Genomic DNA, 22,895 nt, shown 5'->3' on the forward strand with positions numbered 1-22,895 from the left:
CCGGGGAGGTGGCCATTGCACCTCCCTGGCGCGTTGCTCAAAGGCGCTGGCCTAGAACTAGAAGCTGTAGCCAGCCTGCACATACACCCGGCGCGGCTCGCCCGGGAAATGGCCGTTGCGCTCGATGAAGCCGCTGGCCGCGTACACCTTGTCGAACAGGTTCTTGATGTTGGCCTGGAACTGCCACTGCTTCCACGTGGTTTTCCAGCTCATATCGAACACCGTGTAGGGCTTCACCCGTTGGCCATCCAGGCTGATGCGCTCATCCACGTAGTCGGCACCAAAGCCGATGGCCGAACGGATCGCGGGCAGATCGTAGCGTGTCCACAGGCCCAGCTTGTTGCGCGGTGCATTGGCGAAGCGGTCGCCAGAGGCATTGGTGATGCCGTTGGGCCCCGCGTCTTTCACCCGCGCATCGTTGTAGGCGTAGGTCAGGTTCAGCACCCAGCGCTCGGTCACGTCGGCCAGAAGATCCAGTTCCATGCCGGTGCTGCGCACCAGGCCCAACGCCGCCAGCTGGTTCACGCCATTGATGACCTCGCCAGTGGCCTGCACGATGTTGCTGCGGTCGATGCGGTAGGCCGCCAGGTTCAGGCTCACGCGTTCGGCCAGCAGCGATTTCATGCCCACTTCCCATTGCCTGCTGCGCTCTGCATCGAACGGTCCGCCTGTCGCGGAGTTCTGGTTTGCTGCTGACTGCGGTACGAAGCCGCTGGCCACGTTGGCATACAGGTTCAGACCATCGCGCACGGTGAAGGTACTGCCGAGCCGCCAGCTGATGTCGTTGCCGTCCACGCTGCTGCCGGCGATGCGGTCATCATCCTTGAACCCATCCCAGCGCAGGCCGGCCAGCACGTGCCAGCGCGGTGTCAAGGCAAGCTCATCCTGCAGATACCCGCCATAGCGCTTGCTGCGTGTGCTGGTGCTGCGCCAGGGCAGCGCCGACAGGTTGTAGTCGTGCCAGGTACTGGCGCCGTACACCGGGTTGAACAGATCAATGCCACGCACCGGGCCGGCGCCGCGGGCGAGGTCGGCGCTGTTGGCCGTCTGCGCGGTGAAATCCGCATCCAGCTGGTACACGTCCGCGCCGAACAGCACCTTGTGTTCGATCGCACCGGTGCTTGCCCGCCACACCGCGTTGGCGTTGGCGGTGAACGCCTCGTTGTCGCGGATCTGGTTGCGCAGCTGGCGGGTCATCCATTCGGCCACGCCATCGCGGTCGCGGTCGATCAGGCCCATCGGCTCGTGATACATCTGGTGCTCGTTGTTGCTGAACCAGCGTGCGGCGACGTCCACGTCCAGGTCGTCGCGCGGCGCGAAGCGGTACTGCGCCAGCGCAACCTTGGCCCGCATGTCCAGGAAATCGCTGTCCTCGTTGTGGTTCCAGCGGCGGTCGGTCAGGAAATTGCCCTTGTCATCGACCGGCACACCGCGCAGGCGGTTGCCGCCCAGATTCTGGGCAATGTCGGTGAACTGCAGCACCAGCTCGCCGGTGTCGCCCACATCGAAGGCCAGCGAGGCATCGCCGATCACGCTTTCACTGTCGGTGTTCCAGCGCACGCCCTGCTCGTTGTCGCCATACAGGCCGGCGCGGTAGCGCACCGTGCCGGCTGCGTTCAACGGCCCGGTACCTTCGATCGAGCCGGCGCGGAAATCCCTGTTTCCCACCTGCAGTTCAACGCGGCGTTCGGCAGTGGCCTTTGGCTTGCGGGTCACGTAGTTGATGACGCCGCCAGCGTCGCCACCACCGTACAACGCGCCGGCCGGCCCCTTCAGCACCTCCACCCGCTCGATGTTGAACAACTGCGGTACCGAGAAGCCCGCGTAGGGATCGCCGCGGAGGCCGTCATACAGCACGTTCTCCTGACGGAACCCACGCAGGGTCACCCCGGCATAGCTGAAGTAGCTGATGCCGCTGATGCTGCGATAGAGATCGGTCACCTGGCGTGCGGCCTGGTCGTCGATCAGCTCGCGCGGCAGCACCTGGATGGACTGCGGCACGAGTTCCAGCGGGGTATCGGTACGGGTGCCGACAGCGGCATCATCTACCCGGTACAGCGTCTGAGCGCGCCCGCGCACCTCCACCTTGTCCAGCTCCTGCACGCTCCTCGACGGAGCGTCGGCGGCATAGCCTGTAGCAGCGAAGGCCAGTGTCGTGGTGAGGCACAGAATGCTCTGGCGGGGCAGGAGGTGGGGCATGGGCGTTGTCGATGTGGCTGCAAATGAGAAAGATTAGCATTTGCGACGGCCCGGTACCCATCCCCCGATTGCGCTATGGACACGAGGACGGGTCCGTATAGGGCGTACCGGCCAGTGCCACCAGCGTCCCCGTGGCGCCGCGCACGATCAGCGGCACCATCGCCTGCCGCGGATCGCCGCCGTCCGACAGCACGCGCAGTCCCTGTTCGTAGGCGGTCACCATCGACGCCATCAGCATCGATGCACCCAGTCGCGCGTCGGCATCCTCGACGGGTCGCCCCGCAGACTCAGCCATCAACTGTGCCAGGTCATCGGTCAGCAGCGCCTGCAGCTGCCGCGCATGGGCCACCAATACCGCGCTCTGCGCCACGGTTTTCCAGAACGACGCTGCACCGGCATTGATCCGCAGCAACGGATGGCCGGTGTCCAGCAGTTCCCGCACCAGCGCCTGGAAGGCGGCCAGCGGCGTCATGGATGCGCGCGCGGCCATGCCGTCACGCAGCAGCTGTCGCGCTTCCTCATCGCGGTCGAACACCAGCTGTTCCTTGCTGGCGAAGTAGTTGAACACCGTCTTGCGCGACACCCCGGCGGCGTCGGCGATCTCGCTCATCGACACTGCCTCGAAGCCGCGCTCGATGATCAGCCGGGTGGCGACGTCGGAAATCGCCTGTCGGGTCTCGGCTTTACGTTGTTCACGGCGGCCGGGCGGCGGGGTCATGGGTGGTTCACTTGTGGAAAAGTGCACCGAGTGTAACATTGTCACCGCCAGAGCGCCGACCCGGTGCTCACGAGGATTTTCAATGCGGTACGACGTCGTCATTGCCGGGGCTGGCCCGGTTGGGCTGTTCCTGGCCTGCGAGCTGGGCCGGTCCGGATGCTCGGTGCTGGTGCTGGAGCAGGCGGCCTCGCCGGAGTCGCCGCTGAAGCGCCTGCCGTTCGGCCTGCGTGGATTGAATGCCCCCACACTGGAGGCACTCGACCGGCGCGGCCTGCTGGATGCCGTGGCTGCCGGCCAGGTGCTGAAGCCGGAGAAAGGCCCGCCGCCGCCGGGCACCGCACATTGGTTGTCGCAGCCGCGCAGGCTGGGTGGGCACTTCGCCGGTATCCCGTTCGCGCTGGACAACGTCGACAGCGGTCGCTGGCCTTGGCGCCTGCCCACCCCGGTCGGCACGCAGATGGCGGTGGAGCTGCAGGCGCTGGAGGCCGTGCTGGCCGAGCGCGCACAGGCGCTGGGCGTGCTGATCCTGCGTGGTGCGGGCGTGCAGGACGTGCGCTCGGGTACCGATCAGGTCCAGGTCGAGGCAGGCGGGCAATCCTTCCGCGGGCGCTGGCTGGTCGGCTGCGATGGTGGCCGCAGCACCGTGCGCAAGCAGTGTGGCTTTGCCTTCGCCGGCACCGATCCGGAGTTCACCGGCCACTCGCTCAGCGTTGAGCTGGAAGATCCGACGGTGCTCAGCCCGGGGCGTCACACCACCGCGCAGGGCATGTGCAATTTCAATCCGCCAGGCACCATCGCCCTGGCCGATTTCGACGGCGGCGCCGGCCATCGCCAGCCACTCGACCGCGATACGGCACAGGCGCTGCTGCGCCGTATCTCCGGCCGCGACGCAACGATCACCACACTGCACCTGGCCACCACCTGGACCGATGGCGCACGGCAGGCCACCGCCTATCGTCGTGGCCGGGTGCTGTTGGCAGGCGATGCCGCGCATGTGCATTCGCCGCTGGGCGGGCAGGGCTTGAACCTGGGCCTGGGGGATGCAATGAACCTGGGCTGGAAGCTGGCTGCCGTCGTGCGCGGCGAGGCAGGTGAAGCGCTGTTGGACACCTATCAGGCCGAACGCCATCCGATCGGTGCTCGCGTGCTGGAGTGGTCGCGCGCGCAGGTCGCACTGATGCGGCCAAGTGCGGGCTCTCGTGCACTGGCTGCGATCGTGGCCGATCTGGCGGAAACGCAGGATGGCGCCACCTATCTCGCCGAGCGCGTGTGGGGTGTGGGCCAGCGGCTGGATCTGGGGCAGGCTCACCCGTTGGTCGGCCGCAGCGCGCCGGATTTCGTGCTGGCCGACGGTCGCCGCATGGGTGAACTGCTGCGCGCAGGGCAGGCGGTGCTGCTGGTGTTCGATGCCGCTGCCGCGTTGTGCGGGGCGGCTGATGCCGAACGGGCCCGCATTCTGTACATCGCGCAGCCGGCCGTCGATTCGCTGGGCCTGTCCGCGCTGCTGGTTCGTCCGGATGGCATTGTCGCCTGGGCCAGTGATGGAGCCGATGCGGCAGGCTTGGCGCAGGCGGTACGGGAATGGATGGGGTCAATGGGCAACGAAGCGGTTGCCTGAACGCCGGCGCAGCCCGTGCAGGGCTGCGCCGCCCTCATTCAGAGGTCCTTCTTCTTGCCGCTCAGGTCCAGCGGCTGGTCACTGCCTTTGCGCTCGCTCGACCAGACCTCGATGCTCTTGCTGCAGCGGCTTTCGCGGGCGGCAACTTCAGGCGGCAGGTCCTTCACATGCGGCGACTCCTGGCAGGCGGCGTGCATGGCGGAGTCATCATAGGTGGCACAGGCGCTGATCGACGTGAGTGCAAGGACACCGAGGGCGGAGCGAAACAGGGGCTGCAGGAGGCGCATGGGGAGCTCGAGAGGGGGCCGGTCTGGCTATCGAATTCAATCCGTGACCGGGCACACACGCAATCCGACTGACGGCACTTGTTACAGGATAACAATTATGGAAATACTCGACAGTTGCCGGCTACCGATCAGGCAATGCAGATCAGGAACACCGTCGACAGCGCGAGCATCAACACGAACACGCGCCGGCTCAAGGCCAGGCAGGTCAGGCAGGCTGCCAGTGCCCATGCCGCCAACAGGACACATCCCAGCAGCCACAGCCCGACCGTCATCATCGAGCCGGCCGCTGCGGCGGACAATGCAGAAGCCTTGAACAGCGCCACGCCCAGCACGCTGCCCAGCGCGCCGGCCCGCAGGGCAATCGCATCGTGGCAGGCAGGGGATATCTGGCGGTGCATGAGGGCTGTGTCGCGCGTGGAAAGCTGGCGTGCGTAACTCTGCAGCAAGGCGGATCTACGCCGCGTGTTCGTCAACCTGCTGTGTGGTTGCCGCGTGCGAAATGCTGCCGCCTCAGTCGAACTCGCCGTCCGCCGCTTCCAGGCGTCGACGGTACTCGGCCCGGTGCTTGAACAGCCGCTGGCACTCCTCTGACCGATGGATGCGGCTGCCAGGCTCGTTCGCCACCGAGTCGCACATCTTGGCGATATGGTTGTTCTCAGCCAACTGCATGACGAAGAACACCGCAGTGATGCCAGTGCCCAGCAGCACCACGTACAGCAGGCGGCTGAGCCAGCGTGAGCGCTTGCGCTCGACGTGCTGTTGCAGCGTCAGGTCGAAGCGGATGATGCTCAGCACGATCCAGACCACGCTGACGAGGAAGCAGAGTGTTGGCAGCAGCCCGCGCCAGAGTCCCGCTTCGTAGACCGATTCGCTGTAGTGCACCGCCGCGCCGGCACCGGCGATGGCAATTGCCAACGCCCAGTTGCGGCCCAGCGAAAGCAGGTCATCGAGCAGCTTTTCGCGTTTATGGGGAGTGACTGGCACGGAGCATCCTTGAGCAAGATCCTCGGCCGCCGCTTGCGGCCGATCTGCGCCGATGGTGGGGCATCACCCACGCGATGAGAAGCCGGAGACGGCTGCAACCCGTCGCGGGTTTCAGCGGCTGCTGGCGACAGCAGCCTTGCGATTCTTCTCCAGCATCACCGACACGCACCACAGCAGCAGGCCGCCGACCGCCGTCGCCGCGCCTACGTAACCGGTGGTGGCCGGGCTGAAGCCGGCGCTGATCGCCATGCCGCCCAGCCACGGGCCGAGTGCATTGGCGGTGTTGAACGCCGCATGGTTGGAGGCGGCGGCCAGGGTCTGCGCTTCGCCGGCCACGTCCATCAGGCGGGTCTGCAGCACCGCAGCGAGGGCGCCCATCGTGCCCACGGTGATGATCATCGGGCCGATGGTCCACACCGATTCGGCAGCCAGCGGGTACAGCAGCAGCATCACGATCGACCACACCAGCACCACCGCGGCGGCCTTGAAGTGGAACTTGTCGACCAGCCAGCCACCGGCGATGTTGCCGATGATCGCGCCGACACCGAACACGCCCACTGCCAGCGGCATCCATGACTCGGCCACGCCGGTCACCTGCACCAGGGTCGGTGCCAGATAGGTGAACACGCAGAACATGCCGGCAAAGCCCACCGCACCGATCGACAACGCCAGCCACACCTGGGTGGTGTTGAACGCGCGCAGCTCGCGCATCGGCGAGGTCCGCACCTCATCCGGGTCGGGCAGCAGGAAGCGCGCGATCATCGCCACCGTGGCGATGGCCAGCACGCTGACCAGGGCGAAGGCCGTGCGCCAGCTCAGCTGCTGACCCAGCCAGGTGGTCAGCGGATTGCCGATCAGGATCGCCACGGACAGGCCGAGCAGGACGCGCGACATCGCTTGACCACGCTGGCCGGCCGGGCTGATCGCTGCCGCCACCAGCATCGCCACGCCGAAGTAGGCGCCATGCGGCAGGCCGGCGACGAAGCGTGCCACCAGCATCGTGCCGTAGTTCGGAGCCAACGCGCTGGCCAGATTGCCGACGGCATAGAAGCCCATCAGCGCCAGTAGAAGCTTGCGGCGGGGGAAGCTGGCGCCGACGAAGGCCAGGATCGGTGCACCGACCACTACGCCGATGGCGTAAGCGCTGATCAGGTGGCCGACCTGGGTTTCGCTGATCGAAAGGCCGCGGCTGATCTCCAGCATCAGGCCCATGCTGGCGAATTCGCTGGTGCCGATGGCGAAGCCGCCCAGTGACAGGGCAAGGATGATGAGGGTGCGCTGGCGCGGCGTCAGCCGAGCGGCCAGAGAGGAATTGGGGCTCATGCGGGGGCGCAAAGGGGCGGGGAAGCGCTCCATTGTACTGCTGCATTGCAGCAGGCATCAGCCGGTCTAGGGGTAAATCAGTGTTTGATGGGTGATGCTGCCCGCGTGGCCTCCTGGCCAAGCGCCGCCAAGGCGTCTCGGTATTTATCACGCAGGCGCTGGGCGGTGGCGACATCCTGTGACGCCAACCGCGTTTCATCGGCGTTGTCGGCGTTGTCGGCGATATCGGCCAGCTTGACCTTCAGTGCCAGCGGATCTGTCGCTATCCGCATGGGCCTCCATCGCCAGCGTTCGTGCGCGTGCCACCCGGTCCATTGCGATCTCCCCGGCTCAAGCGTGTATTGTCGACGGGTCGTCTGCATGCCGCCACCACGGCCATGCAGGCATCATCGGACGCTGCAGGAATGGCATCTGGATTCCATCACGGAGATGAGACATGCAGGAATACACCCATCAGCTGGAATTACGCGGCCGCTTCCGTCTGGTAGCGGTGACCCACGAGCCGGTGTACGCTCCCGGCGATGTGGTCGGCCATGCGGTCATTGTCGACGATGGGGAGCGTCTGACCGACCTGATGTCGTTGGCCGATGCGCGCCGGTACCTTCAGGAACTGGTGCGGGAAGAGGGCGTGGAGCCCGGGCTGGAGAATGAAGTCAACCTGCGGAAGAAGGCGTCCCAGCGACGTCGCCGCTAAGCCGTCGCGCCCATGAGGCGCATCATGGAGGATTCGGGTGTTGTCCAGTAAGAAGTATCTGCTTATCGCCATCATCACGCTGGCGACCCTGCTGCTCGGGTTCGTGTTTTCCGGTTACCTGACACTGCTGCTGCTTGGTCTGGATACCAAGCTGCTCACCTGGAATACCTATTACCAGTATTTCCACGCCATCGGCCAGCCGCAGGTTGCCCCGTTCGTGGGCAAGATCAAATGGGGCGGTTATCTCGGCTTCGGCCTGCCGCTGCTGGTGCTGGCCATCGTCGGCCTGGTCGTGCTGCTGAAGAAAGACAAGCGCTCGCTGCACGGTGACGCGCGCTTTGCCACCGGCGCTGATCTGGCCAAGCACGGCATGTTCAAGAAGAGCGGCCAGAGCATCGTGGTCGGCAGCCATGGCGGCAAGCTGGTGCGCCTGGATGGCCAGCAGTTCGTCATCCTGGCTGCGCCGACCCGTTCGGGCAAGGGTGTCGGCGTGGTTATTCCGAACCTGCTGGAGTACGGCGAATCGCTGGTGGTGCTGGACATCAAACAGGAAAACTTCGACCTGACCAGTGGTTGGCGCGCCAGCCAGGGGCAGGAGATCTACCTGTTCAACCCCTTCGCCGAAGACCGCCGCACCCATCGCTGGAACCCGCTCAGCTACGTCTCGGATGACCCGGCGTTCCGTGTCTCGGACCTGATGAGCATCGGCGCGATGCTTTACCCGGATGGCTCGGAAGACCAGAAATTCTGGATCAGCCAGGCGCGCAATGCCTTCATCGCCTTCACGCTGTATCTGTTCGAGAACTGGGATGACGAGCGCAGCAGCGGCTTCCCGGGTGGGCAGGGCACACCGACCCTGGGCGCGGTCTATCGCCTTTCCTCCGGCGATGGCAGTGACCTGAAGAAGTTCCTCAAGGGCCTGTCCGAGCGCCCGTTCCTGAGCAGCAACGCGCGTTCGGCGTTCGCCAACATGCTGTCCCAGGCCGACGAGACCTTTGCTTCGATCCTGGGCACCTTCAAGGAGCCGTTGAATCCCTGGATCAACCCTGTGCTGGACAAGGCCACCAGCACCAACGACTTCCTGCTGACCGACGTGCGCAAGAAGAAGATGACCATCTATATCGGCATCCAGCCCAACAAACTGGCCGAAAGCCGATTGATCATCAACCTGTTCTTCAGCCAGCTGATCAACCTCAATACCAAGGAACTGCCCAAGTCCAATCCGGACCTGAAGTACCAGTGCCTGCTGTTGATGGACGAATTCACCTCGATCGGCAAGGTCGAAATCATCGCCTCGGCGGTGTCCTACATGGCTGGTTACAACGTGCGCCTGCTGCCGATCATCCAGAGCATGTCGCAGCTCGATGCCACCTATGGCCGCGAAGTCTCGCGCACGATCATCACCAACCACGCGCTGCAGATCCTGTACGCCCCGCGCGAACAGCAGGATGCCAACGACTATTCGGACATGCTGGGTTACACCACCATCCGCAAGAAGAACGTTACCCACGCGCGTGAAAAGACCCATAGCTTCACCGAGGAGCGCCGCGCGCTGATGCTGCCGCAGGAACTCAAGGCGATGGGGCCAGACCATGAGGTTTTCCTTTACGAAGGCATCCCGCATCCGGTCAAGTGCGACAAGATTCGCTATTACAAGGATCGCTATTTCACGTCACGTCTACTGCCAAAGGTTGACGTGCCGATGCTTGATGTCTAACTTGCAGGCTTGAAAGTGTGACGAATGCACGCATTCATGGAAGTGAATTAGTGAATTGCGTCAAAGAAGCGCCATACGTTGGTCAAAATTCAGATTTGTCTGACATCGAATTGACGCGTAGATGTGCGACTCTATGCATGGCTTGCGAATCTGTGTGATTCGTCATGCTTTCAGAGTGGCCAGGAGTTTCAGCCATGGGAACAGGGATGGTTCCGACGTTGGTGAGGGTGCGTGATGGTGGCCTCGGATGAGGTTGCTGCACGCGACTTGGTTGGCAGCTTTCGAGCTGCAGGGGAACCGTGCCCATGTGCTGTTAAGCAGTGCATTTGTCGCGTTTCCGGCGTGCATCGCGCAGTGCCGGACGACCAAGGGACCAACATCGGGACTGCTTTTTCGTACGTCAAAGTGAAGCCCGTATGAATCAGGCGTTTATCGCAAAAATGTCCATCGCCGCAGTGGCGGCGTTGATGGTGGCAGGTTGTGCTACCAAGCCCGCACCCGACTTCGGAGGGCGCTGGAAGCCGGTCAACCGTTTTGCGACGGCTCCGACCGAGATTCCGCTGTACTCCAGCTACGTCTATCAGGCGTCGCCGATGGATCGCACGTTGAAGGCCATGCTCGAGCGCTGGGCCAAGGATTCCGGTCGCACGCTGGACTATCGCCTCAGTTCGGATTTCACCCTGTATGGCGCGGTGTCGGAGATCGACACCACCAACGCACAGCAGGCCGTGATCGATCTCACGGCGGCCTATGCGGCGCAGGGCGTTTCCGTCTCCATCGTCGGCAACCAGATCGTCGTGCAGAGCGCTGGATCGACGCCGACCGCGTCGGCCCAGGATCCTGAAGCCAGCAGCGGCACCTGAGACCGCGTCGAAATCATCGAACGTGCCGCACCCCGCGCCTGGCGCAGGGGCGCCACGCCCATTGATGTTTCAGCAGTACGGAAGAACCCATGTTCCGCAAGAAGGATGCAGGCAACAGCCCCAAGGTCGAGCAGTCGGTCGCCAAAGCGGTCAGCTACGAGATCACCGTGGCCGACATGGCCCGGCGCAGCGAGCGTCGTGCCTGGTGGGTCGCCACCGGCTCGTTGCTGATGTCGCTGGCGCTGGCCGGTGGCTACTACTACATGCTGCCGCTGAAGGAGAAAGTGCCGTTCCTGGTGATGGCCGATGCCTATACGGGTACGGCGACGGTTGCGCGCTTGCGCGGCACGTTCCAGGGCGAGACGATCACCAGCAACGAAGCGGTCAACCGCAGCAACGTCGCCCAGTACGTGCTGGCACGTGAGTCGTACGACTCGGCGGTGATGGGCCTGCGCGACTGGGAGCTGGTGTTTGTGATGTCCAGCGGTCCTGTCGCCCAGAGCATGCGTCAGCGCTATGCCGGCAACAATCCGCAGAACCCGTTCGTGATGTACGGTCGCGAGAAAGCGATCCGGGTCAAGATCCTCAGCATCACCCCGCTGGGTACCGAGGCAAACGGCAGTTTCCGCGGCGCTTCGGTGCGCATCCAGCGCAGCCTGCTCGACAAGCGTAGTGGCGCGGCGACCTATCTGGACAACCAGCTGGTGACGATGCGCTTCGAGTACAACCAGAACCTGGCGTTGTCCGAACAGGATCGTGTACTCAATCCGCTGGCCTTCCAGGTCACCGAATACCGCGTCGACAACGATTACGCACGTGGCGTGCCGGTGCCGGACGATGGCGCGATGCAGGCGCAGGCGCAGCAGGCCGCGCAGCAGGCCGCGCAGCAGGCACAGGGCATCTATGATCCGAACAACCCTGCCGCGGCAACCATGATTGATCCTGCAACGGGCCAACCTGTGGCAGTGCCAGTCAATGAGCAGGGGCAGCCGATGCAAGGCCAGCCCATGCAGGGGCAACCGATGCAAGGCCAGCCGATGCAGGGCCAGCCGATGCAGGGGCAACCGATGCAGCAGGGGCAGGCCATGCCGCCGGCGCCGAACAATTCCACCGGAAATGCTGATGGAGCAAGCAACCGATGAGTAGTCGAAAAGTCAGGGGGAGCGCATTGGCGCTGCTGTCGTTGCTGTCGCTGGTGTTTTCCACCGCGGCGATGGCACAGGCGGTAGACCATTACGAGTATGAGAAGGACCGCATCTATCCGGTTCGCACCGGCCTGGGTCTGACCACCCAGATCGAGCTGAGCCCGAACGAAAAGATCCTCGACTACAGCACCGGCTTCAGCAGCGGCTGGGAGCTGACCCGCCGCGAGAACGTGTTCTACATCAAGCCGAAAAACGTCGATGTCGACACCAACATGATGGTGCGCACCGAAACCCATTCGTACATCTTCGAACTGAAGGTGGTGGCGACCGATTGGCGCCAGCTCGAGCAGGCCCGTCGTGCCGGCGTGCAGTACAAGATCGCCTTCAGCTACCCGAACGACACCGTGTTCGGTGTTGCCCAGGAGGCCGTGGAGGAAGAGGCACAGCCGCTGTTGAGCACGGAGTTGGCCAAGGATCGCCAGTACAACTTCAACTACTCCTATTCGACCAGCAAGGCGAAGAAGATGGGGTGGCTGATTCCGGTCAACGCGTACGACGATGGTCGTTTCACCTACCTGAAACTTCCGAACTCGCCGGAGTACAAGACCGGCATTTTCCCGGCCGTGTTCGGCCGTGAGAAAGAGTACGGCGAGGATTTCGTGGTCAACACCACCGTTGAAGGCAACACCTTGATCGTCCACGGGACCTACCCGTACCTGGTCATCCGCCACGGCGATTTCGTCGTTGGTCTGCGAAGGAACGTGAAGAAATGAGCCAGCAGAACACTCCCGGAAGCGATCCAAACAACGGGCGCGACGACGCTCAGAGCCCCTACGGCAACGTTTCTGGCGCTGCGCCCGAGGCGTCGTCCAATCCGTATTTCGGCAACACCCAGGCCGGCCCTGCGCCGGATCTGGACGCCGGTGCACCGCAGCTGCGCTCGTCTGAAGAACAGCGCCTGAACCGCAAGGCGCTGCTGTTCCTGGGCGGTATCGTGGTGCTGCTGGTGGCCATGGGCTTCCTGCTGTTCCGCAAGGGGCAGGAAGACAAGGATGCCCCGGCGGACGTCAACAAAACCGCGCGCGCAGTGACGCCTGAGCTGCCGACGGCTACACCACCGCCGCAGGCTGCTGCCGATCCGATCCAGATGGTGCCGCCGCTACCGCCGCCGCCGCCGATGGATTCCACCCCGCTGTTCGTTCCCCAGTCAGATTCGGCACGCGAGATGGACCGTGGCCCGACGTTGCTGGACCGCCGCATCGGCTCCGGGAGCGGGATGGGTGGTGGTGATGGACAGGATGGCAACGGGGGCAATGGCGGCCGCGGCATGGATGAGTACACCCGTGCCATGCTGGCCCAGCTGCCCAACAACCAGGCGGCGCCGGCAAAGGTCCGTCGCGGACCGGACGTGGAAGACGTGTCCAACGCCAGCTACATCCGCAGCCCGGATGCGCTGCTGGTGCGCGGCACCTATCTGCGCTGCGTGCTGGAAACCCGCATCATCACCGATATCGCCGGCTATACCTCCTGCCTGGTGACCGAGCCGGTCTATTCGATCAACGGCCGCAACCTGCTGCTGCCGAAGGGTTCGAAGATCTATGGTGCATACGGTGGCGGCCCAACCGGGAAGCGCGTGGAAGTCATCTGGGATCGCATCACGACCCCGAACGGCATCGACGTGGCCATGTCGAGTCCTGGCGTGGACCAGCTGGGTGGCGCCGGTCATCCGGGTCAGTACAGCGCTCACTGGGGTAGTCGCATCGCGTCGGCCCTGATGATCAGCCTGATCGCTGACGCCTTCAAATACGCTGCCGCAGAGCACGGTCCGGAGTCGACCACCGTCGCCAGCAATGGCTTCGCTGTCCGCTCGCCCTATGAGAGCGCCACCGCACGCACCATGGAGCGTCTGGCCAATGAGGCCCTCAGCGAAGGTCGTCGTCCGCCGACTGTCACCATCAACCAGGGCACGATCGTGAATGTCTACGTCGCAAAGGACGTTGATTTCACCAGCGTGCTGAACCCGCGCCGGTAAACCAGAACGATCATGGACGCCGAAGTGTCGCCCCTCGCCCTCGTCTCCAGCGATTTCCTGCGCTATCAGTACGAAGTGCTGGGCATCGCCGAGTACATGACTTCGCCTGACGTGACGGAAATCTGCATCAACCGTCCGGGCGAGCTGTACCTGGAGACGCGGGCAGGGTGGCAGCACGTGAGCGTGCCGAGCCTGACCTTCGAACGGGCCCGGCAGTTCTGCACCGCGGTGGTCAACGAGAGCAACACTGGTCAGCGCATTACCGATGCCGACCCGGTTGTGTCGCTGACCTTCCCGACCGGACAGCGTGCGCAGTTCGTGATTCCGCCGGCCTGCGACGCAGGCAAGGTGTCGATCACGATCCGTCTGCCGTCCAAACACACCAAGTCGCTCACCCAGTACCACGAGGATGGCTTCTTCAACCAGATCCTCGAGCAGGATGGTGGGGTCAGCGAGCAGGATCGCGAACTGCTGGAACTGCGGCATTCCCGCGAGTACGCTGAATTTTTCCGGCGTGCGGTGATGTACCGCAAGAACATCGTCGTCTCTGGCGCCACCGGTAGCGGCAAGACCACCTTCATGAAGGCGTTGGTCAACCATATCCCGGACAGCGAGCGCCTGGTCACCATCGAAGATGCGCGCGAACTGTTTCTGACCCAACCCAACGTCGTGCACCTGCTGTATTCCAAGGGCGGGCAGAGTGCCAGCAACGTGACGGCCAAAAGCTGCATGGAAGCCTGCCTGCGCATGAAGCCCGAACGCATCATCCTCGCCGAGCTGCGTGGCGATGAGGCGTTCTACTTCATCCGTAACTGCGCGTCTGGTCACCCCGGCTCGATCACCAGCTGCCACGCCGGCAGCCCGGAGCAGACCTGGGACCAGCTGGCGCTGATGGTGAAGGCGTCGACCGAAGGTTCGGGTCTGGAGTTCAACGTCATCAAGCGTCTGCTGATGATGACCATCGACATCGTCGTGCATATCAAGGCGCATGCAGGCTCGCGCTATATCACCGGTATCGATTTCAATCCTGGGCGCGCCCAGGGGCAGGAGGGCTGAGCGATGTTGCCAGGACTTGAAATGATGGCGTGCCCGGAGATGGCCGTCTCGATGGACGTCATGCAGCACGTCATCAATGTGGAATCCTCGCGCAACCCCTACGCCATCGGCGTGGTCGGTGGTGCGCTTGCGCGCCAGCCCAAGGCGCTGGACGAAGCGCTTGCCACCGTGCGCATGCTGGAGGAAAAGGGGTACAACTTCTCCATCGGCCTGGCCCAGGTCAATCGCTACAACCTGGCCAAGTACGGCCTGGATTCGTACGAAAAGGCCTTCCAGCAGTGCCCGAACCTGCAGGCGGGTTCCCGCATCCTGGCCGAGTGCTACAAGCGCTCGGGCAAGGATTGGGGCAAGTCATTCAGTTGCTACTACTCGGGCAACTTCGAAACCGGCTTCCGCCATGGTTATGTGCAGAAAGTGTATGACTCGATCCGTCGTGGACAGCAGGTTGCCTCCAATGGCGTTGCGCCGATCGACGTGATCAATCGTGGTGAGCGCCGTACCGTCAAGGTGGAGCATCACCCGCAACTGGCGTCTCCGGCACAGGCACGTATCGTCGCCCAGGCCAGTACCCCGGTGTATGTGCCGTCCAACGATCCGGCGCGAGCCTATACCGTCTATCCATCCGCCGGTGCGATGGCGCGCAGCAGTCTGGTCAATCTTGCCGATCAGGCGCTGTCCCGCGTTGTGCTGGGTTCGGTGGACCGAATGATGCAGCCGGAAGGCCCGGCAGGCGCAGGCTATCCGCAGTCGCCGCAGCAGATTCCGCAGCAGAATCCGCAGGTCAGGCAGGGGCAGGGTGGGCCTGTCATGCCGCAGCAGCTTCCTGGAGCCGTCGCCGGCGACGATGCCCCGGTCATGCTGCGCCCATGGAGCGAGCGGAACGCACCTGTGGCCGGAAACGGCAACGCATACAACGCGCCAGCGGCAGCGCCGGTGCAACAGATTCCCGCAGGGGATGCGGCCTTCGTGTTCTGACGAAGTCGTGGTACGGCCAGTCCCCCGGCTGGTCGATTCAGTTGTGTTAGTCCATCAACAAGGAAATCAATCCATGAAGCGATCCAATCTCGACCTCGTCCAGGCCCAGCGCACGCTGAAGACCCTGCTGATGGCCACCTTCTTTGCTGGCGCCGTGTTTGCTCCGCAGGTGTTTGCGTCCGGTCCCACCGATTTCGGTGGCACCGACGAAAAGGTCTGCGGCTTCTTCAGCAACATCAATGGCCTACTGAATATCGCCTCGATCGCCGTAGTGACCATCGCGGTCATCTTCGCCGGCTACCAGATTGCGTTCGCGCACAAGCGCATCTCTGACGTCGCGTCAATCCTGATCGGTGGCGTCCTGATCGGTGCCGCTGGTCAGATCGCGCGCATGCTGTTGGGTGAAGGCAGCGACGGTAAGTGCGGTGGCGGTGCGGCCGGCGGCATGGCCCTCCACATCCAGAACGCCATCCAGTACTACAGTGCATAAGAACGTTCTGTTCCGGGGTTGCACACGCCCAGCGATGTTTCTGGGCGTTCCCTACCTGCCGTTCTTTATGGTGGCCGGCGGGTTGCTGCTCTTGAGCATGTACACGAACTTCTGGTTCCTGCTGACCATTCCGGTGGCCATCTTCATCATGCGTCAGATGGCCAAGCGTGACGAAATGATCTTCCGGCTGCTGGGCCTGAGGCTGATGTTCAAGCTCCGGGTTCGCAACGTGCAGGAACACGAAGGAATGTGGGTGTTCAACCCGAATCACTACCGCAACAAGCCAGCCCGAATGGATTGAGGGCTGGATCGGACAAGGTGGGCGTCAGACGCCCACCTCGTCCACTCCGAATCTTCGTCGGCAGTACCCTTTGGAAGCAGTCGCATGTTCAGCCCAGATACGTCCATCAGCGAATTCATTCCTCTGTCCTCGCATGTAGCCCCGAACGTGGTGAAGACCACGGGCGGCGATTATCTGTTGACCTGGCACCTGGAAGGGTTGCCGTTCGTGGGGCGCGAAGAATGGGAGCTGGAGCATCGGCACAACACCTTCAATCGGTTGCTGCAGACGCTGCGCGCGCCGGATTTCGTCAACGTCGCCTTCTGGGTGCATGACATCCGCCGTCGCCGCACGTTGAAGGGCAAGAGCAGCTACAAGCAGCGCTTCAACCAGGACGTGTCCGACCAGTACATGGGCATGCTTTCCTCGCAGCGCATCATGCAGAACGAGCTGTACCTGACCATGCTCTACCGGCCGGTAGTGGCCGGCAAGCGCTTCGTGGAGAAGTCGGCCAACGTCGACAAGCTCCGCGCCGAGCAGGAACAGGCCGTCGAGAAGCTGATGGAACTGGCTGGCAACGTCGAAGCCGTCATCCGCGACTACGCGCCGTACCGCCTGGGCATGTACGAAGCCAAGAACGGCGTGGTGTTCTCCGAGACCCTGGAGCTCTTCGGCTACTTGATCAATCGCATCGATGAGCCCGTGCCGGTGCTGTCGGCACCAGTGAAGGACTACCTGCCGGTCAGCCGGCACATGTTCTCGGCCAAGACCGGTGACTTCGTGATCAACACGCCCAACGGCGTCAATCACTTCGGCGCTATCCTCAACATCAAGGAGTATGCCGAGGGCACCTACCCGGGCATCCTCAACGGACTGAAGTATCTGGACTTCGAGTACGTCATCACCCATTCGTTCAGCCCGATGGGGCGCCAGGACGCGCTGAAGGTGCTCGACCGCACCAAAGGCATGATGATTTCCTCCGGCGACAAGGCCGTCAGCCAGATCGTCGAGCTTGACCAGGCGATGGATCATCTGTCTTCGGGCAACTTCGTACTGGGCGAGTACCACTTCATCATGGCGGTCTATGGTGACAGCCAGGCCAAGCTGTCGCAGAACGTGGCTACCACCCGTGCCGAGCTGTCCAATGCCGGCTTCGTGACCACCAAGGAAGACTTGGCTGTCACCTCGTCGTTCTATTCGCAGATTCCGGCCAACTGGCGCTTCCGTACCCGTCTGGCCAACGTCAGCTCGCTGAACTTCCTCGGCCTGTCGCCGCTGCACAACTTCGCCACCGGCAAGCAGCACAACAATCCGTGGGGCGACTGCGTCACCACGCTGCAGACGACCAACGGCCAGCCGTACTACTTCAACTTCCATGCCACCCACCCGTCGGAAAACTCGCTGGGTGAAAAGGCGATCGCCAACACCATGGTGATCGGTAAGTCGGGTACCGGTAAGACCGCACTGATCAACTTCCTGCTCAGCCAGGTGCAGAAGTACGAACCGTCGCCGACCATCTTCTTCTTCGACAAGGACCGCGGCGCGGAGATCTTCGTTCGCGCTTGTGGTGGCAACTATCTGGCCCTGGAGAACGGCGCGCCGACCGGCTTCAATCCGTTCCAGTGCGAGAACAACGAAAGCAATGTGCAGTTCCTGGCCGACCTGATCAAGGTGCTGGCAGGCAAGCGCGAATACAGCTCCCGCGAAGAAGAGGATATCTACCGCGCGGTGGAGAGCATGCTCGATACGCCGATGCATCTGCGCAGCATGACCAATTTCCAGAAGAGCCTGCCCAACATGGGCGACGACGGCCTGTACGCGCGCATGCGCCGCTGGACCTCGGGCAACTCGCTGGGCTGGGTATTCGACAACCCGGTGGATACCGTGGACCTGAGCAAGGCCAACATCATCGGTTTCGACTACACCGACATCATCGACAACCCCGAAGTGCGCGTGCCGGTCATCAACTACCTGCTGCACCGTCTGGAGTCGCTGATCGACGGTCGTCCGTTGATCTACGTAATGGACGAATTCTGGAAGATTCTGGACGGTGAGGGTGGCCTGAAGGAATTCGCCAAGAACAAGCAGAAGACCATCCGTAAGCAGAATGGCCTGGGCATTTTCGCGACGCAGAGCCCGGAGGACGCGCTGAAGAGCGATATCTCCGCGGCGCTTATCGAGCAGACTGCCACGTTGATCCTGCTTCCGAACCCGAACGCCAGCAAGAGCGACTACATGGACGGCCTGAAGCTGACCGAGGCCGAGTTCAAGGTGGTCACCGCCTTGGATGAGCGCTCGCGCTGTTTCCTGGTCAAGCAGGGTCACGCGTCCAGCGTATGCCAGCTCAACCTGCGCGGGATGGACGACATTCTGTCGGTGATCTCGGCGTCCACTGACAACATCGACATCATGCATCGCGTATTGCAGACGGCTGCGGTACGCGCACGGGTGACGGTGGATGAGCTGACGCCGGAACAGTGGCTTGAAGATTTCTACAAGAATCGAAAGGGCTCGGGCAAGGCGGCTGTCGCAGAGCGCGACACTGTTACCTGATCCGCGAGACGGCCTGCCCGAAGACTACGAGTTCCGATCAATGGAGACTGATATGAACAATACCAAGCAAGCTTCCTCGCCCCGCCGCCGCGCGCCCCGTCTTGCAGCGATGACCGTGGCAGCCATGATGGCGCTCAGCACCGCCAATGTCAGCGCCTGGATTCCCGTGCAGGAGACCGGTACCAGCCTTATCCAGCACCTGCTCAATCAGATCAACACCTACAAGACCGAGGCGACCGCCTACGCGGCCAAAGCGCAGGACGCGGTCGAGTACGCCGAGCAGAACACCCGCTGGATCCGCACGCTGGAGCAGTATCGCCAGGCGCTGATCCAGGTGCAGGCGGCGGTGAACAGCTTCGGCATGCCCGACAGCGCGCCGCTGGTGCCGGTGGCGCCGAACTATCTGGTTGCCGAAACCTGCGGCAAGGCGCTGGACTTCAGCCTGGAGTCCGCCTTCAAGGTGTTCGTGTTCAATCCGCAGGCGGATGTGAAGGAGCAGCAGATGCAGATCTGCGTCAACATCCGGATGATGCAGAACCGCAAGTACAACGACGCGATCGATTTCCTGACCCAGACCGTTCCGCGCATCAACAACTCCTTGACCCGCATCCTCAAGATCCGCCTGACCAACAACGATCAGGGCACCGTCCAGGGTGCCGACAGCGAATCGATCCGCACCGCCAATGACATTGCCGCACTTGCCCAGAGCTGGGAAGCACGGATGAAATCCTATGATGCCTATATCGAGGTCATGGAGGCCAACCAGAAGGTGGTGGCACAGGCCGCATTGAAGGGGGACCCGACCAAGCAGCTGATCAGCGACATGGTCAAGACCACCGCGCTGAAGGGCGCGCTCAGCGTCAAATGATTGCAGGCCGCTAGTACGTAGACAGGCGCTGCAAAGCGATGCGGCGTTTTTTGCAGTAACGGAATTACCAAGGGATTGTGGAAATGACGATCAGGTGGCTGGCCAACTTTGATTTCTCAGGCGGATTGCAGGATCTGCTGGGCTACGCGGTGCGTGTCCAGTCGATCGGCGATTTCGTCTTCTTCAAGCTGATCATGGATTACCTGCGCGACAGGATCAGTGACTATGGCATCGACCTGATGGGGCGCATGATGTCCTGGGTCGGTGGTATAGCCCTGGTGCTGATGACGCTGTGGGTATTGATCCAGGGCTTCCGGATCGTCACCGGCCGCAGCCGCGACTCCATGATGGTGCTGGTGACCAACATGGCGCGCGCGGCGTTGATTGTGAGCGTTGCCACCAGCATGGCGATGTTCGGCAGCAACCTGCAGAAATTCCTCAACGAGGACGTCAAAGGCCTGATCACCCACGTGGTGACCGGCAAGGACCAGCAGCCGGAAGACCAGATCGACAAGAGCCTGGCATGGATGCAGGTGGCGCTGTCGAGCATTGATGGCATCAAGATCCTGAACGATCCAGGGCTGCAGGCGGACAAGACCCGGGCGCTGTGGTTCATCGGCATGGGCACGGGCGGTCCGGCGGTCACCGCTGGTGCGATGTTGCTGCTCTACGAGGTCGCGCTGGCGCTGTTCATCGGCCTGGGTCCCTTGTTCATTCTGTGTCTGCTGTTCGACCAGACCAAGCAGCTGTTCCAGCGATGGCTGTTCTACGGCATCGGCACGATGTTCTCGATGGCGGTACTGGCAGCGATGGTATCGATCGCGCTGGACATGGTGATCCGTGTCTCAGCCGCGTTCTGGTCCACCGCCCTGGTCAACAAGTTCCTGCTCGACGGCGCCTCCAGCGACGGCATGACCAGCCAGGCGATGCAGCAGGGCGGCATGGGCCTGATCCTCACGACCCTGATTCTGACTGCGCCCCCAATGGCGGCGATGTTCTTCCAGGGGACCTTGGGTGGTTTCGCGCCATACTCCCAGATCGGTGGATCGGCAGCGGGCCAGCCGGGTCCGCAGGGTCAGCCGCCGGGTTCGTATACGCCGGCAGCACCTGTCAAGACTGAGGCTCAGAGCAGTACCGTTGAAACGAATCAGATGGTAAGGAGTTCGTCGTCGCAAGGCTCATCTCCTAATCCAGGGCTCGCGCCGGATCACCTTGGTGCGGCGAGGAGTAAGTGATTTTTAGTATTAGTTTTAGTCTCAAATTAAGAGGTACTGATGCCTATTTCATACAGAAGTTCACTGATGGTGCCTGTCTTGGTCTGTGTAGCCTTTGCATTCTCAGGAGAAGTGAACGCGGAGGGTAGATGTCCTCCTGGCCAGTATCCAATAGGGGACAGCCGCGCTCCAGGCTGCGCTCCAATCCCTGCTGGTGGTGGCGGAGCTGCGGAAGGGCCGCGTGCCACTGGCCGTTGGATAAAGACATGGGGAGCGATTGCAACTTCCTCTACCGGCGCCTCAGGAACAGTCACTGGTGAGGTTAAGAAATCAGACGCCGCGAAGAATGCAGTTTCTGAATGTGCTAGCTCAGGGGCGCGTGATTGCCGAGTTTCGTTTACCTACAAGAATCAGTGCGCTGCGGCGGCTGTTCCTAGCTCTGGAACCCCTGGGACTAGCTTTGGCAGTGCAGCTACGGAAGAGCTTGCCAAAGGCGTAGCTACTAAATTGTGCGATTCCCGCGGCGGACGTGGCTGTGATGTTGTTTACTCAGCCTGCACAGAGCCAAAATTCGAAGCGTTTTGACGCATCGATAGCTGGCATCGCGATGGTGGCGCTGGCTGCAGCGCCAATAATGGCGATCTTCTTCCTGGCTGGCAGCGATGATCTCAATCTCGCTGTACATGGTGTCTCGGCAGCGCGCTGATCGCCTGCGTTGGTCAATAGATTCCTGCTCGATGGTGCCTCCAGCGACGGCATGACCAGCCAGGCCATGCAGCAGGGCGGCATGGGCTTGATCCTCACGACCCTGATTCTGACTGCGCCCCCAATGGCGGCCATGTTCTTCCTGGGGACCCTGGGTGGTTTCGCGCCATACTCCCAGATCGGTGGCTCGGCTGCTGGCCAGCCGGGTCCACAGGGCAGCCGCCGGGTTCGTATACGCCGCCGGCACCGGAGAAGGGTGATTCGCGGAGCGGGGACGCTCATGCTGGAAGCATGATGCGAAATTCGATGCCTCAGAGATCTTCCAGTGAGCAGCGAGTTGCGCCCAGTACGCTGGGTGCTGCTAGGTCAAATGAATGATGGCGATTGGGATGATTGCCGAAGGGGTGGGAACCATGAGCAAGAAATCAGTTGAAAAAGTAGTAATCAAGCTCTTCTTCTTTTCAGTGTTTCTCTGCTCCGCTGGATCTGCTATTGCCGAGGGGCGCTGTCCGCCCGGTCAGTATCCAATAGGCGATAGTCGTGCTCCGGGATGTGCGCCAATTCCGGCTGGCGGAAGCGCAGCGGACGCCGGCCCCAGGGCAACTGGTCGGTGGATCAAAACTTGGGGCGCGATTGCAATGTCCAATTCCGGGGCGTCGGGAGTCTCGGTCGGGAAGGTAAAAAAGAGCGACGCTGAGAAGGCTGCGATGGCTGAATGTGTAGGAACTGGTGCCCGTGACTGCGAAATTGCGTTTACATATAAGAATCAATGCGCTGCTGCTGCGACTGCTGCTTCGGGTACGCAGGGCACGACCTTTGGCAGAGCTGCGACTGTAGACATTGCGAAGACGCTCGCGATTGACCTCTGCCGCAATCGAGGGGGGCAGGGTTGTGACGTGGTGTACTCAGCTTGCACAGAACCAAAGTTCGAGGCGTTCTAATCGCATAAGTTCACCAAAGTCTGATGATCCTGTCTTGATGGGTAGAGATGAGGGGCGCCAAGGTCAGATGGAGAGCAGGCCAAGTAAGGGCGCGACGCGGTTGACCCTATCGAGCATCGATGGCTACAGCGTTTTGAACACCACGAGACTGTAGGCCTAGAAGGCGTCGTAGTTGACGCGTTCGCCTCTGGCGAATCAGGGCGCACTGGCGGAGCATATTTGAGGCTAATCAC

The 22,895-nt window shown here is 62.4% G+C and carries 23 protein-coding genes and 1 pseudogene; 17 read left to right on the plus strand and 7 right to left on the minus strand.

Going from position 1 to position 22,895, the window contains the following annotated elements; genetic code table 11:
• Positions 1-57: 57 nt before the first annotated feature.
• Positions 58-2,151 carry a TonB-dependent receptor gene (locus HUT07_RS07205; protein ID WP_343203041.1) on the minus strand — a complete coding sequence of 698 codons (2,094 nt, stop codon included), beginning with the start codon at positions 2,149-2,151 and terminating at the stop codon, positions 58-60.
• 121 nt (positions 2,152-2,272) lie between these two features.
• Positions 2,273-2,917: a TetR/AcrR family transcriptional regulator gene (locus HUT07_RS07210; RefSeq protein WP_099820673.1), complete on the minus strand. Its 645-nt coding sequence runs from the start codon at positions 2,915-2,917 to the stop codon at positions 2,273-2,275.
• A gap of 82 nt (positions 2,918-2,999) precedes the next feature.
• On the opposite strand from HUT07_RS07210, the gene HUT07_RS07215 reads away from it, so the two are divergent.
• Positions 3,000-4,535 carry an FAD-dependent monooxygenase gene (locus tag HUT07_RS07215; protein WP_176020355.1) on the plus strand — a complete coding sequence of 512 codons (1,536 nt, stop codon included), beginning with the start codon at positions 3,000-3,002 and terminating at the stop codon, positions 4,533-4,535.
• Between the two features lie 38 nt (positions 4,536-4,573).
• Here HUT07_RS07215 and HUT07_RS07220 read toward each other — a convergent pair whose 3' ends face one another.
• The 5 genes from HUT07_RS07220 to HUT07_RS07240 all read right to left on the minus strand — a co-directional run bounded on the left by HUT07_RS07220 (position 4,574) and on the right by HUT07_RS07240 (position 7,401).
• The gene (locus HUT07_RS07220) at positions 4,574-4,822 is read right to left on the minus strand and encodes a hypothetical protein (RefSeq protein ID WP_176020356.1); all 249 of its coding nucleotides are present in this window, start codon (positions 4,820-4,822) and stop codon (positions 4,574-4,576) included.
• Positions 4,823-4,950: 128 nt separating this feature from the next.
• Positions 4,951-5,220, minus strand: a complete 270-nt coding sequence (locus HUT07_RS07225) for a hypothetical protein (RefSeq protein WP_176020357.1) — start codon at positions 5,218-5,220, stop codon at positions 4,951-4,953.
• 112 nt (positions 5,221-5,332) lie between these two features.
• Positions 5,333-5,806, minus strand: coding sequence for a hypothetical protein (locus tag HUT07_RS07230; RefSeq protein WP_176020358.1), 474 nt, complete (start codon positions 5,804-5,806; stop codon positions 5,333-5,335).
• Between the two features lie 111 nt (positions 5,807-5,917).
• Positions 5,918-7,129 (minus strand): MFS transporter, encoded by a 1,212-nt coding sequence (locus tag HUT07_RS07235; protein ID WP_176020359.1) that lies wholly within the window; start codon positions 7,127-7,129, stop codon positions 5,918-5,920.
• Positions 7,130-7,206: 77 nt separating this feature from the next.
• Positions 7,207-7,401 (minus strand): hypothetical protein, encoded by a 195-nt coding sequence (locus tag HUT07_RS07240; RefSeq protein WP_176020360.1) that lies wholly within the window; start codon positions 7,399-7,401, stop codon positions 7,207-7,209.
• Positions 7,402-7,565: 164 nt separating this feature from the next.
• On the opposite strand from HUT07_RS07240, the gene HUT07_RS07245 reads away from it, so the two are divergent.
• The 16 genes and pseudogenes from HUT07_RS07245 (at position 7,566) to HUT07_RS20490 (ending at position 22,662) form a co-directional block, all read left to right on the plus strand.
• A complete protein-coding gene (locus HUT07_RS07245) occupies positions 7,566-7,823 on the plus strand; it encodes a hypothetical protein (protein ID WP_176020361.1) in 258 nt (85 codons plus the stop codon).
• Positions 7,824-7,860: 37 nt separating this feature from the next.
• Positions 7,861-9,540, plus strand: a complete 1,680-nt coding sequence (locus HUT07_RS07250) for a type IV secretory system conjugative DNA transfer family protein (protein WP_176020362.1) — start codon at positions 7,861-7,863, stop codon at positions 9,538-9,540.
• Positions 9,541-9,956: 416 nt separating this feature from the next.
• Positions 9,957-10,403, plus strand: coding sequence for a hypothetical protein (locus tag HUT07_RS07255; protein ID WP_176020363.1), 447 nt, complete (start codon positions 9,957-9,959; stop codon positions 10,401-10,403).
• Positions 10,404-10,492: 89 nt separating this feature from the next.
• Complete coding sequence (locus tag HUT07_RS07260; protein WP_176020364.1) at positions 10,493-11,545, plus strand: type IV secretion system protein; 1,053 nt, start codon at positions 10,493-10,495, stop codon at positions 11,543-11,545.
• The gene (locus tag HUT07_RS07265; protein ID WP_176020365.1) at positions 11,542-12,321 is read left to right on the plus strand and encodes a TrbG/VirB9 family P-type conjugative transfer protein; all 780 of its coding nucleotides are present in this window, start codon (positions 11,542-11,544) and stop codon (positions 12,319-12,321) included. Before HUT07_RS07260 ends, HUT07_RS07265 begins: the two co-directional genes overlap by 4 nt.
• Positions 12,318-13,580 (plus strand): TrbI/VirB10 family protein, encoded by a 1,263-nt coding sequence (locus tag HUT07_RS07270; protein WP_176020366.1) that lies wholly within the window; start codon positions 12,318-12,320, stop codon positions 13,578-13,580. The genes HUT07_RS07265 and HUT07_RS07270 overlap by 4 nt, the downstream gene beginning before the upstream one ends.
• A 12-nt stretch (positions 13,581-13,592) precedes the next feature.
• Positions 13,593-14,636: a P-type DNA transfer ATPase VirB11 gene (gene virB11 / locus HUT07_RS07275; RefSeq protein ID WP_176020367.1), complete on the plus strand. Its 1,044-nt coding sequence runs from the start codon at positions 13,593-13,595 to the stop codon at positions 14,634-14,636.
• 3 nt (positions 14,637-14,639) lie between these two features.
• Positions 14,640-15,179 (plus strand): annotated as a pseudogene (locus tag HUT07_RS20515) (lytic transglycosylase domain-containing protein); the annotation flags it as partial.
• A 505-nt stretch (positions 15,180-15,684) separates the two neighbouring features.
• Positions 15,685-16,101 (plus strand): TrbC/VirB2 family protein, encoded by a 417-nt coding sequence (locus tag HUT07_RS07285; protein WP_176020369.1) that lies wholly within the window; start codon positions 15,685-15,687, stop codon positions 16,099-16,101.
• Positions 16,094-16,402: a VirB3 family type IV secretion system protein gene (locus tag HUT07_RS07290; RefSeq protein WP_154880788.1), complete on the plus strand. Its 309-nt coding sequence runs from the start codon at positions 16,094-16,096 to the stop codon at positions 16,400-16,402. The genes HUT07_RS07285 and HUT07_RS07290 overlap by 8 nt, the downstream gene beginning before the upstream one ends.
• Before the next feature lie 84 nt (positions 16,403-16,486).
• Entirely contained in the window at positions 16,487-18,934 is a 2,448-nt protein-coding gene (locus HUT07_RS07295; protein WP_176020370.1) for a VirB4 family type IV secretion/conjugal transfer ATPase, read from the plus strand.
• 52 nt (positions 18,935-18,986) lie between these two features.
• On the plus strand, positions 18,987-19,802 hold the full coding sequence (locus tag HUT07_RS07300) for a hypothetical protein (protein WP_176020371.1): 816 nt from the start codon (positions 18,987-18,989) through the stop codon (positions 19,800-19,802).
• Between the two features lie 83 nt (positions 19,803-19,885).
• Positions 19,886-21,037, plus strand: a complete 1,152-nt coding sequence (locus tag HUT07_RS07305) for a type IV secretion system protein (protein WP_254898812.1) — start codon at positions 19,886-19,888, stop codon at positions 21,035-21,037.
• A gap of 66 nt (positions 21,038-21,103) precedes the next feature.
• Entirely contained in the window at positions 21,104-21,601 is a 498-nt protein-coding gene (locus HUT07_RS07310; RefSeq protein ID WP_176022494.1) for a DUF4189 domain-containing protein, read from the plus strand.
• On the plus strand, positions 21,555-21,722 hold the full coding sequence (locus HUT07_RS07315; protein WP_176019162.1) for a hypothetical protein: 168 nt from the start codon (positions 21,555-21,557) through the stop codon (positions 21,720-21,722). Before HUT07_RS07310 ends, HUT07_RS07315 begins: the two co-directional genes overlap by 47 nt.
• Positions 21,723-22,134: 412 nt before the next feature.
• A complete protein-coding gene (locus HUT07_RS20490) occupies positions 22,135-22,662 on the plus strand; it encodes a DUF4189 domain-containing protein (RefSeq protein WP_176020372.1) in 528 nt (175 codons plus the stop codon).
• The last annotated feature ends 233 nt before the right edge of the window (positions 22,663-22,895 follow it).

Origin of the sequence: Stenotrophomonas sp. NA06056 (assembly GCF_013364355.1) — a bacterium.
In the GTDB taxonomy this organism is placed as follows: domain Bacteria; phylum Pseudomonadota; class Gammaproteobacteria; order Xanthomonadales; family Xanthomonadaceae; genus Stenotrophomonas.